Genomic DNA, 10,939 nt, shown 5'->3' with positions numbered 1-10,939 from the left:
AGCAGTAGCTACTCGGTATGACAAATTAGCAAGAAATTATGAAAGTCTCGTTGCTTTGGCATTTTCAATCATGTGGCTCCCTATGTGGGTCGATTGAAACATGTACAACAAAGGTCAACACGCTCTAGTCGGTATATAAGAAATCCAACATGATAAAGAGGCGCTATTTTTTAGCGCCTTTTTTTTCGTTAAATCGTTTTTAATTAATGATTCTTATATAGCGATTTATATAAGTAATTTTCGAAACGCGCCAAGGGAACACGGCGGGTTCGTTGATCTTCAGGAGAAACTGAATACGAAGAGATAAATTGGATGAAAGCGATTTGCTGTCCGCTGGCAGCAGTTAAAAAACCTGCCAGATTATAAACCCCTTGTAATGATCCCGTTTTGGCAAATACCTTACCATCAACACCTGCTTCATGCAGTCCGGGACGATAAGCCAGAGTACCATCATATCCCGCTTTAGGTAGCATTGAGATAAAGTCTAATTCATTATCGTGCAGGGCAATAAACTGTAATATTTCCATCATGGTTGCGGGTGAGATCAAATTGTGGCGCGAAAGGCCGGAACCATCTGCCATGACGGTATTACCTAAATTAATGCCTGTTTTTTGTTTCAAAATCTGACGAACCGCATCAGAACCTGCATGCCATGTTCCGGGAACATTAAAATACCGATGGCCCAGAGTACGAAAGATTGTATCTGCAATCATGTTATCTGACTTTTTCAACATAATTTTTAGCATATCATGCAGCGGTGCTGATTGATTCAGGGCGAGGATTTTTTCTGGGTGCTGAGGGGTCGATTGGCGCCGCATATAACCTTTTAATTCAATGCCTGCAATATTCAACTCATTTTTCAGTAGCTTGCCCGCATAACTAGCTCCATTTTGGATGGCAAAAGCCAGTGGTAGCGGCTCATCACGCTTAGTCAGGCACCCCGTTAAGATATATCGATTCAATTCACCTGCCGTGACATCAAGTTCACAGTATTTTGCTTCTGGTGAGCCTTTGGGTAATGTTTTTACTTCACTCAGTACACTGACAGGGTAAAAAGAGGGAACCTGAACAGATGCCAGTTCGCCGGATTGCCCTGAGCTGTAAAGTGAAACCGAAAAGCAGTTTTTATCTATGATTGCAGCGGCCGGAGGGGAACTGAAACATTGAGTCATGTCATTCCATACCCATCCTGGAGCTTTATCGTGGCTGGCGAAAATAGAAATATCTATGATGAGATCACCATCGATCTGTTTTATGCCAGACTGTTTTAATGCTTCAACCATACTACGCAATTGTGAACGCGTTAGCATCGGGTTACCGACAAAACGCGCTGTCAGATTACCTTTTAATATGCCATCTGAGATATTAGCATCACTTTCCAGTGTTGTTACAAAACGGTAATCCTTACCAAGCTGCAGTAAGGCGGCTAATGCCGTTACAATTTTCTGTGTACTGGCAGGTAATGCCAGTTGTTGTCCGTGATAATCAATTAAAGGGGTTTTTGAGCCGACTTTTTGGGCGATAAATGAAAAATGAGTTCCCGCAGGCAAATATTGGGTGCCTTCCTCAATTGCAGAGGCATTTGCACTGAAAATACTCAGGCTTAGACTGAGTATACAAGCTATTCTGCTGGTAATTTTTAAAAGAGCCATAGATCTCGCATATGAAGGTAGGTTTGTTTCAACAAGGTTTATATTAATAATACTAAGGTGCAATTCAGAGAAAAGTAAACGATGATCCATCATCAACTCTACGTTAGAATGATAGATTAGCAGGTAAAATATGTATGTGAATTCCAGATTATGCTGGTTTTACATTCCTTTTATTTTCTGGAGGCCCGCCTGATAGGGTGTGCTCATTGTGCTGTTATTTGCAAAAATCAGGAAGATGTTGTTTGGGCTTAGGATTGATTTAGAGGTTTGATAAATGAAACAAATTCCGATGACGGTACGTGGCGCGGATAAATTGCGCGAAGAATTAGAATATTTGAAAAATGTACGTCGCCCTCAAATTATTGCCGCAATCGCTGATGCGCGTGAGCACGGTGATTTGAAAGAGAATGCAGAATATCATGCCGCTCGTGAGCAGCAGGGCTTCTGTGAAGGCCGTATTCAGGAAATTGAGGCCAAACTTTCTAATGCACAAGTGATTGATGTTACGAAGATAACCAATAACGGTCGTGTGATTTTTGGGGCAACGGTAACGGTATTGAATGTGGACTCTGATGAAGAGCAAACCTATCGTATAGTGGGTGATGATGAGGCGAATATCAAAGAAAATCTTCTTTCTGTGAATTCACCGATTGCCCGTGGCCTGATTGGTAAAGAAGTGGATGATGTTGTTGTGATCACTACGCCAGGCGGCCAAGTTGAATACGAAGTTTTGAACGTGGATTATCTCTGATAAATACCATGGATTGGCTAAGATATAAGATGCTGATAGAGAAAAAAGGCCAGATCTGGCCTTTTTTCTCTCATGGTAGATACATATGGCACTTTTATATAAATATGCCGTGATTATTTAGGTAGACTAATCTTGCGCTCTTTTGATGGGCGGTAGAGAACTAATATTTTTCCAATGATTTGCACATTATATGCACCAGTTTCACGAACAATCGCTTCAGCGATCAAAGTTTTGATTTCACGGTCTTCGCCTGCAACTTTGACTTTGATAAGCTCGTGATGCGAAAGAGTTTGTTCGATTTCAGCCAATACGCCTTCAGTCAGTCCGTTGTTGCCAATCATAACGACAGGCTTTAATGAATGAGCAAGGCTTTTCAGGTATTGAACTTGTTTCTTGTTAAGAGTCATTGTTTTTTGCTTAGTTGGGATTGAAAACGACATATTCTACCGCCATCTGATATCTATCACCATAAAAGTGTGGTGTGGTTTGATAAGAGAGCGCAAAAAATAAGGCTCTCTATTAGTATAGTTGGAAAGAACAATGGCCAATAAAAAACGTTCAGCAAGCTCAAGTCGCTGGTTACAGGAACATTTTAGTGATAAATATGTTCTTCAGGCGCAGAAAAAGGGGCTTCGCTCTCGCGCTTGGTTTAAACTTGATGAGATACAGCAAAGCGACAAAATCTTTAAACCGGGCATGACCGTTGTTGATTTAGGCGCTGCCCCGGGAGGGTGGTCTCAATATGTAGTTAGTCAGATTGGTAATAGCGGGCGGATTATTGCTTGCGATCTTTTACCGATGGATCCGATAGTTGGGGTCGATTTCCTTCAAGGAGATTTTCGTGATGAACTTGTATTGAAAACATTGCTTGAGAGAGTTGGTGATAATAAAGTCCAGGTCGTCATGTCGGATATGGCTCCCAATATGAGTGGAACCCCCGCGGTCGATATTCCCCGATCCATGTATCTGATTGAGTTAGCATTGGATATGTGTCGTGATGTGCTGGCCCCTGGGGGTAGTTTTATTGTCAAAGTGTTTCAGGGAGAGGGCTTTGATGAATACCTGAGGGAAATACGCTCCCTTTTTACGAAGATAAAAATTCGTAAGCCAGAAGCTTCGCGGGCACGATCACGTGAAGTATACATTGTAGCGACAGGGCGGAAAGTATAGTACCCTGACTACTATTTGTTAACACAGTTGTAATATGAGGTTAATCCCTTGAGTGACATGGCGAAAAACCTGATTCTCTGGTTAGTCATCGCAGTTGTCTTGATGTTATTGTTTCAGAGTTTTGGTCCCAGCGATTCTAGCGGTCGTAGGGTGGATTACTCTAACTTCATCAATGAGATATCACAGAATCAAGTAAGCGAAGTACGTATTTCGGGTCGTGACATTGATTTCACTAAGAAAGACAACGGTGGAAAATACAGCACTTATATGCCAATTCAGGATGAGAAGCTGCTGGATACCCTACTCAATAAACAGGTAAAAGTTGTCGGTGAACCACCAGAACAACAAGGCCTGTTGGCGACCCTCTTTATTTCATGGTTCCCAATGCTACTGCTGATTGGTGTCTGGATCTTCTTTATGCGCCAAATGCAAGGTGGTGGCGGTAAAGGGGCGATGTCTTTTGGCAAAAGCAAAGCCCGTATGTTGACAGAAGATCAGATCAAAACCACTTTTGCTGATGTTGCTGGTTGTGACGAAGCAAAAGAAGAAGTCGGTGAATTGGTTGAGTATCTGCGTGAGCCAGGCCGTTTCCAAAAACTGGGCGGTAAGATCCCGAAAGGTATCTTGATGGTTGGTCCTCCAGGTACAGGTAAAACGCTGCTGGCGAAAGCCATCGCTGGTGAAGCGAAAGTGCCTTTCTTCACTATTTCTGGTTCTGACTTCGTTGAAATGTTTGTTGGTGTGGGTGCTTCCCGTGTTCGTGACATGTTTGAACAGGCGAAAAAAGCAGCTCCTTGTATCATCTTTATTGACGAAATAGATGCGGTAGGTCGCCAGCGTGGTGCCGGTCTGGGTGGTGGGCACGATGAACGTGAACAAACACTGAACCAGATGTTGGTTGAAATGGATGGCTTTGAAGGTAACGAAGGTATTATCGTTATCGCAGCAACTAACCGGCCTGATGTTTTGGACCCTGCATTGCTACGTCCTGGCCGTTTTGACCGTCAAGTTGTGGTTGGTTTGCCTGACGTTCGTGGTCGTGAGCAAATACTGAAAGTCCATATGCGCCGTATTCCGCTGGATACGGACATTGATGCATCTATCATCGCCCGTGGTACACCTGGTTTCTCTGGTGCTGATTTGGCAAACCTTGTGAATGAAGCTGCTTTGTTTGCAGCTCGTGGTAACAAGCGTGTTGTCTCTATGGTTGAGTTTGAAAAAGCCAAAGATAAGATCATGATGGGTGCGGAACGTCGTTCAATGGTTATGACGGAGGAACAGAAAGAAGCCACCGCGTATCATGAAGCTGGGCATGCCATTATTGGTCGTCTGGTGCCAGAACACGATCCTGTTCATAAAGTTACTATTATTCCTCGCGGTCGTGCGTTGGGTGTAACTTTCTTCTTGCCAGAAGGTGATCAGATCAGTGCAAGTCGTCAGAAATTGGAAAGCCAGGTTTCAACTTTGTACGGTGGACGCTTAGCTGAAGAAATTATCTATGGTGTAGACAGTGTTTCTACAGGTGCGTCCAATGATATTAAGGTGGCAACATCTATTGCACGCAACATGGTGACACAGTGGGGCTTCTCAGAAAAACTGGGACCATTGCTGTATGCGGAAGAAGAAGGTGAAGTTTTCCTCGGTCGTTCCGTTGCTAAAGCGAAACATATGTCTGAAGACACCGCGCGTTTAATTGATCAGGAAGTGAAAGCTATCGTTGATCGTAATTATATACGTGCACGTCAGATTCTGATGGATAATCTGGATATTCTTCATTCTATGAAAGATGCGTTGATGAAATATGAAACTATCGATGCACCTCAGATTGATGACCTGATGAATCGAACAAACGTACGTCCACCAGCAGGTTGGGAAGGTGATAAAAATGGTAGCAATAACCGCCATACTCCATCATCTCCACAACAAACAGCGAAACCTGCAGATGATAATCCTACCGCATAACGTGGTTAAGAGTTTATCAAGCCAAAGGTAATGACGAATTATTGCCCTTGGATTTGGTCGATTGTACTTCTTAAACCCCAGGTGAACCTGGGGTTTTGACATTAAGGCTCCCTAGCGATGAAACTGACAGCCAGAGGCTGTGTCCTCGACCTTTCCTGCCCACAAGTAATGGGAATTCTGAATGTTACTCCCGATTCTTTCTCTGATGGTGGAACACATGATACTTTTGATATGGCATTGGAACATGCCGCGAAGATGATCGAGGAAGGTGCAACTATTATTGATGTGGGAGGAGAGTCGACACGTCCTGGCGCGGATGAGGTAAGTGAACAGGAAGAGTTGGATCGCGTTATTCCCGTGATTGAGGCTTTAACTGAGCGTTTTGATGTTTGGATCTCTGTGGATACCTCAAAAGCTGTAGTAATGCGAGAATCAGCAAGAGCCGGAGTCCATATTATCAACGACATTCGGGCCTTGCAGGAGCCAGGGGCACTTGATGCAGCAGTACAAACTGGGTTGCCTGTGTGTTTGATGCACATGCAGGGACAACCTCGTACAATGCAAACAGAGCCTCATTATGAAGATGTCGTATCAGAAGTGAAATCATTCCTGAGACGGCAAATTGAGCTTTGTGTTGCGGCAGGCATCGCAAAAAATAACCTGATCCTTGATCCTGGTTTCGGTTTTGGTAAGAACTTATCGCATAATTATCAGTTATTGGCTCATTTGCAGGAACTCCATCATTTAGGCTTGCCGATTTTGGCGGGTATGTCACGTAAGTCCATGATTGGCCAATTACTTCATGTATCTCCGGAAGAACGTGTAACAGGAAGTGTTGCTTGTGCTGTGATAGCGGCCATGAAGGGTGCTCAGATTATCCGTGTGCATGATGTAGAAGAAACCGTTCAGGCAATGAAAATTGTTCAGGCAACGCTATCTACAATCAACTGATATCCGAAAAGAAATACGCTGTAAGCAAAGAATATGTTCAGCAAAGGAAAAGAAATTTATGAGTAACCGTAAATATTTTGGTACTGATGGTATCCGTGGCAGAGTAGGTAATACCCCAATTACTCCTGACTTTGTATTGAAATTGGGCTGGGCTGCGGGAAAAGTACTGGCTCGTCATGGTTCTCGAAAAATTATCATTGGTAAAGATACCCGAATCTCTGGTTATATGCTGGAATCTGCACTCGAAGCCGGATTGGCAGCCGCAGGATTATCCGCATCCTTTACTGGCCCAATGCCGACGCCTGCTGTGGCCTATCTGACACGTACTTTCCGCGCAGAGGCTGGCATTGTCATCTCAGCCTCTCACAATCCTTACTACGATAATGGCATTAAATTCTTCTCCATTGATGGCACTAAATTGCCTGATGATGTTGAAGAAGCTATTGAAGCAGAAATGGAGAAGCCGCTGACCTGTGTGGAATCTGCCGAATTGGGTCGAGCAAATCGAATTGTTGATGCGGCGGGCCGCTACATTGAATTTTGCAAAGGTACATTCCCCAGTGAACAAAGCTTAAATGGATTAAAAATTGTACTGGATTGTGCCAATGGCGCTACTTACCATATCGCTCCGAATGTTCTCAGAGAGCTGGGCGCAGAAGTTATTACCATTGGTTGTGAGCCGAATGGTATTAATATCAACGAAGAGTGTGGTGCAACAGACGTTCGTCTATTGCAGAAGCGCGTACTGGAAGAACAGGCAAATGTTGGTCTGGCATTTGATGGTGACGGCGACCGTATCATTATGGTTGATCATCTGGGTCACAAAGTTGATGGTGATCAAATCCTTTATATCATTGCGCGTGAAGCACTGAGACACGGACAGTTGCGTGGTGGAGCTGTGGGTACGTTGATGAGTAATATGGGTCTGGAACTGGCACTGAAGCAGCTTGGCATCCCGTTTGAACGTGCAAAAGTCGGTGATCGCTATGTATTGGAGAAGTTGCAGGAAAAAGGCTGGCGCTTAGGGGCAGAAAATTCAGGACATGTGATTTTATTGGATAAAACCACGACCGGTGATGGTATTGTTGCTGGATTGCAAGTCCTGAGTGCAATGGTGCGCAACAATATGAGCCTGCATGATCTGTGTAGTGGAATGAAGCTGTTACCTCAAATTTTGGTTAATGTTCGTTTTGCAGGTAATACCGATCCTCTGCAATCAGAGTCTGTACTTGAAGCCGTTAAATCAGTAGAAATTGAATTGAATGGTCGCGGTCGTGTTCTGCTGCGTAAATCAGGCACAGAGCCACTGATCCGGGTAATGGTAGAAGGTGAAGATGAAGAACAGGTCACAACATTGGCGCATCGTATTGCTGATGCCGTGAAAAAAATGGGGTAATTTGTTGGTTTTTTCTTCGATCAGTATCAGTATTTGAAATTAATCTTGCTTGTCTGAAAGGCTTTGGTTAGTATTCACACCCGCTCAATAAGTTAATTTTTCTAATTCTGAGCGGGTGATGCACTGTAAGGTCGCGACGAAATTGTGGTAAATCCCACGAGGAAACGGGTACAACATATGTATGAAGCTCTTTTAGGTATATTCTTGCTGGTTGGTCTCGGGCTAATTGCTCTGGTTCTGCTACAGCAGGGGAAAGGTGCTGATATGGGTGCTTCTTTCGGTGCGGGTGCATCTAATACACTGTTTGGTTCATCGGGTTCTGGTAACTTTATGACCCGTATGACAGCTATTCTGGCGACGTCGTTTATTGTTATCAGCTTGATTCTTGGTAACATGACCAGCAACAAAACTGGCTCCAGCAGCAAATGGGATAACTTGGCTGAACCAACGAAAGTTGAGAAACAAGCGGATATTCCGGCAGCGCCAGTAAAGTCAAATAGTGAGATCCCTCAGTAAATTTCAGTAACAGAATTGAAGTAGGATTGTTGATTTAAATAGTTAGTATAAAGAACTATTAAAATAACAGTTCTATAAAAAATCAGTGCCGAGGTGGTGAAATTGGTATACACGCTACCTTGAGGTGGTAGTGCCTAAACAACGGGCGTACGGGTTCAAGTCCCGTCCTCGGCACCATTAATCTAGAAACTTGCGTTTTTAGTATTATCAGCGTAAGATTTGCCACGTTTTCGAACGCGGGATGGAGCAGCATGGTAGCTCGTCGGGCTCATAACCCGAAGGTCGTCGGTTCAAATCCGGCTCCCGCAACCACTTCTTAACAATATATATCTTTTCCAGAGTAGTCATTCAGCAGCCGTTAAGATATCGATCCTAATTTGCAAGGTTGCTTTGAAAGATATGAAAAGAAGTTGGTTGAGACCGTTGACAGTAAATAGGGTCCAGTTGCATAAAGCCCCGAGTATCGGGGTTTTTTGTTATTTGACAGCAGAACTACTGGGCTAATATAGCCCTTTTTTTATGTCTTGGGGGTGGGCTTGTCCACATTAGAGCAAAAATTAACAGAGATGATTTTAGCACCAGTTGAAGCTTTGGGTTTTGAATTAGTGGGCCTGGAGTTTATTCGCGCACGAGTATCAACGCTGCGGGTCTATATTGATAGTGAAGAGGGTATCACTGTTGATAATTGTGCTGATGTTAGCCACCAGGTCAGTGCAGTGCTTGATGTTGAAGATCCGATCTCTGTGCTTTATAACCTGGAAATATCTTCGCCGGGGCTTGAGCGTCCGCTATTTAAGGCTGAGCATTATCAGCGTTTCTTAGGGGAAGAAGTCAATTTGGTTTTACGCATGGCAATGCAGAACCGCCGCAGATGGCAAGGTATCATTAAGGCTGTTGATGGTGAAATGATAACGGTTACGGTGGATGGAAAAGACGAAGTGTTCGCACTGAGCAACATCCAGAAAGCGAACCTGGTACCCCACTTTTAACGTTCGGATGAGGCAACTAGGATGAATAAAGAAATTCTGGCTGTTGTGGAAGCGGTTTCTAATGAAAAATCTCTCCCTCGTGAAAAAATCTTCGAAGCATTAGAGATTGCACTGGCGACAGCCACCAAGAAAAAGTATGAGCAGGAAATTGATGTTCGCGTTTGTATCGATCGTAAATCTGGCGATTTCGATACCTTCCGCCGTTGGTTAGTTGTTGAAGAAGTCACTCTGCCGACTCGTGAAATTACGCTGGACGCTGCAAAATATGAAGACCCAGAAATTGATCTGGGTGGTTATATTGAAGATCAAATTGAATCAGTAACTTTTGATCGTATCACAACTCAGACGGCAAAACAGGTTATCGTACAGAAAGTACGTGAAGCTGAACGTGCGATGGTAGTTGATCAATTCCGTGAGCAGCAAGGTGAAATCGTGACTGCTCAGGTCAAAAAAGTGAATCGCGAAAACATTACCCTAGATTTGGGTAATAATGCTGAAGCGGTTATTTTACGTGAAGACATGTTACCACGGGAAAATTTCCGTCCGGGTGACCGTGTGCGCGGTGTTCTGTATGATGTTCGTCCAGAAGCACGCGGTGCACAGCTTTTCATCACTCGTTCTCGTCCAGAGATGTTGGTTGAACTGTTCCGCATCGAAGTACCTGAAATTGGTGAAGAGATCATTGAGATCAAAGCTGCTGCCCGTGATCCGGGTTCCCGTGCGAAGATTGCAGTAAAAACCAACGACAAGCGCATTGACCCAGTTGGTGCCTGCGTAGGTATGCGTGGTGCAAGGGTACAAGCCGTTTCCAGCGAGCTGGGCGGTGAAAGAATTGACATTGTGTTGTGGGACGATAACCCTGCACAGTTCGTCATTAATGCAATGGCTCCGGCAGATGTTGCATCTATTGTTGTTGATGAAGACAACTGTACAATGGATGTTGCCGTCGAAAACAGCAATCTGGCTCAGGCGATCGGCCGTAATGGTCAAAACGTTCGTCTGGCAGCTCAGCTGTTGAAAAAGCATCGTGGTGATGACAAGTGGGAACTGAATGTCATGACTGCGGAAGAGCTACAAGCGAAGCATCAGGCAGAAGCTCATGCTTCTATTGATACATTTACTAAGCATCTCGACATTGATGAAGATTTCGCCACCGTATTGGTCGAGGAAGGTTTCTCTACACTGGAAGAATTGGCTTACGTACCAATCAATGAACTTCTGGCAGTAGAAGGTCTTGATGAAGAAACCGTTGAAGTTCTTCGTGAACGTGCAAAAGCGGCCTTGACAACGCTGGAACTGGCTCAGAAAGAGAGTCTTGGTGATCAGCAACCTGCCGAAGATTTATTGAATCTGTCTGGCATGGATCGTACTTTGGCGTTTAACCTGGCTGTCCGTGGCATCTGTACTCTGGAAGATCTTGCCGAGCAGGGTATCGACGACTTATTTGATATCGAAGGACTGAATGATGAGAAAGCAGGAGAACTCATTATGGCAGCCCGTAATATCTGTTGGTTTGGCGATGATGCATAAATAAACTGTAGCAGGAAGGAAC

At 44.2% G+C, this 10,939-nt stretch carries 10 protein-coding genes, 2 tRNA genes and 1 pseudogene; 11 read left to right on the top strand and 2 right to left on the bottom strand.

Annotated features, from left to right (window positions below; translation table 11 throughout):
* Positions 1-97: pseudogene (locus AACQ81_RS10480) on the top strand (IS5/IS1182 family transposase); the annotation flags it as partial.
* Positions 98-203: 106 nt separating this feature from the next.
* Here AACQ81_RS10480 and dacB read toward each other — a convergent pair.
* Positions 204-1,652 carry a serine-type D-Ala-D-Ala carboxypeptidase gene (gene dacB / locus AACQ81_RS10475; RefSeq protein ID WP_237387254.1) on the bottom strand — a complete coding sequence of 483 codons (1,449 nt, stop codon included), beginning with the start codon at positions 1,650-1,652 and terminating at the stop codon, positions 204-206.
* Positions 1,653-1,926: 274 nt separating this feature from the next.
* Here dacB and greA point away from each other — a divergent pair, with 274 nt between their 5' ends.
* Positions 1,927-2,403 carry a transcription elongation factor GreA gene (greA, locus tag AACQ81_RS10470; RefSeq protein WP_237387253.1) on the top strand — a complete coding sequence of 159 codons (477 nt, stop codon included), beginning with the start codon at positions 1,927-1,929 and terminating at the stop codon, positions 2,401-2,403.
* Positions 2,404-2,516: 113 nt separating this feature from the next.
* Here the strand turns inward: greA and yhbY are convergent, their stop codons facing one another.
* Entirely contained in the window at positions 2,517-2,810 is a 294-nt protein-coding gene (gene yhbY, locus AACQ81_RS10465; RefSeq protein WP_237387252.1) for a ribosome assembly RNA-binding protein YhbY, read from the bottom strand.
* Between the two features lie 133 nt (positions 2,811-2,943).
* Here yhbY and rlmE point away from each other — a divergent pair, with 133 nt between their 5' ends.
* The 9 genes from rlmE (at position 2,944) to nusA (ending at position 10,917) form a co-directional block, all read left to right on the top strand.
* Positions 2,944-3,573, top strand: a complete 630-nt coding sequence (rlmE, locus tag AACQ81_RS10460) for a 23S rRNA (uridine(2552)-2'-O)-methyltransferase RlmE (RefSeq protein ID WP_237387251.1) — start codon at positions 2,944-2,946, stop codon at positions 3,571-3,573.
* A 48-nt stretch (positions 3,574-3,621) separates the two neighbouring features.
* Entirely contained in the window at positions 3,622-5,535 is a 1,914-nt protein-coding gene (gene ftsH, locus AACQ81_RS10455) for an ATP-dependent zinc metalloprotease FtsH (protein WP_272903070.1), read from the top strand.
* A gap of 117 nt (positions 5,536-5,652) precedes the next feature.
* Positions 5,653-6,486: a dihydropteroate synthase gene (gene folP / locus AACQ81_RS10450; protein WP_237387250.1), complete on the top strand. Its 834-nt coding sequence runs from the start codon at positions 5,653-5,655 to the stop codon at positions 6,484-6,486.
* Between the two features lie 58 nt (positions 6,487-6,544).
* Positions 6,545-7,882, top strand: coding sequence for a phosphoglucosamine mutase (glmM, locus tag AACQ81_RS10445; RefSeq protein WP_237387249.1), 1,338 nt, complete (start codon positions 6,545-6,547; stop codon positions 7,880-7,882).
* Positions 7,883-8,059: 177 nt separating this feature from the next.
* Positions 8,060-8,398 carry a preprotein translocase subunit SecG gene (gene secG / locus AACQ81_RS10440; RefSeq protein ID WP_237387248.1) on the top strand — a complete coding sequence of 113 codons (339 nt, stop codon included), beginning with the start codon at positions 8,060-8,062 and terminating at the stop codon, positions 8,396-8,398.
* Between the two features lie 87 nt (positions 8,399-8,485).
* Positions 8,486-8,575 (top strand) — tRNA-Leu (locus AACQ81_RS10435).
* Positions 8,576-8,633: 58 nt separating this feature from the next.
* A tRNA-Met gene (locus tag AACQ81_RS10430) sits at positions 8,634-8,710 on the top strand.
* Between the two features lie 224 nt (positions 8,711-8,934).
* On the top strand, positions 8,935-9,387 hold the full coding sequence (gene rimP, locus AACQ81_RS10425) for a ribosome maturation factor RimP (RefSeq protein ID WP_237387247.1): 453 nt from the start codon (positions 8,935-8,937) through the stop codon (positions 9,385-9,387).
* Between the two features lie 21 nt (positions 9,388-9,408).
* A complete protein-coding gene (nusA, locus tag AACQ81_RS10420; RefSeq protein ID WP_237387246.1) occupies positions 9,409-10,917 on the top strand; it encodes a transcription termination factor NusA in 1,509 nt (502 codons plus the stop codon).
* Positions 10,918-10,939 lie beyond the last annotated feature (22 nt).

The sequence above is a fragment of the Xenorhabdus sp. Sc-CR9 genome (assembly GCF_963897815.1).
GTDB lineage: Bacteria > Pseudomonadota > Gammaproteobacteria > Enterobacterales > Enterobacteriaceae > Xenorhabdus.
The sequence above is the reverse complement of the archived record's forward strand: the minus strand, read 5'-3'. Positions and strand labels throughout refer to the sequence as shown.

Excerpts from the sequence above, each read along its gene's own strand:
- dacB (WP_237387254.1), bottom strand. The coding sequence starts at position 1,652 with ATGGCTCTTTTAAAAATTACCAGCAGAATAGCTTGTATACTCAGTCTA.
- greA (WP_237387253.1), top strand. The coding sequence starts at position 1,927 with ATGAAACAAATTCCGATGACGGTACGTGGCGCGGATAAATTGCGCGAA.
- yhbY (WP_237387252.1), bottom strand. The coding sequence starts at position 2,810 with ATGACTCTTAACAAGAAACAAGTTCAATACCTGAAAAGCCTTGCTCAT.
- rlmE (WP_237387251.1), top strand. The coding sequence starts at position 2,944 with ATGGCCAATAAAAAACGTTCAGCAAGCTCAAGTCGCTGGTTACAGGAA.
- folP (WP_237387250.1), top strand. The coding sequence starts at position 5,653 with ATGAAACTGACAGCCAGAGGCTGTGTCCTCGACCTTTCCTGCCCACAA.
- glmM (WP_237387249.1), top strand. The coding sequence starts at position 6,545 with ATGAGTAACCGTAAATATTTTGGTACTGATGGTATCCGTGGCAGAGTA.
- secG (WP_237387248.1), top strand. The coding sequence starts at position 8,060 with ATGTATGAAGCTCTTTTAGGTATATTCTTGCTGGTTGGTCTCGGGCTA.
- nusA (WP_237387246.1), top strand. The coding sequence starts at position 9,409 with ATGAATAAAGAAATTCTGGCTGTTGTGGAAGCGGTTTCTAATGAAAAA.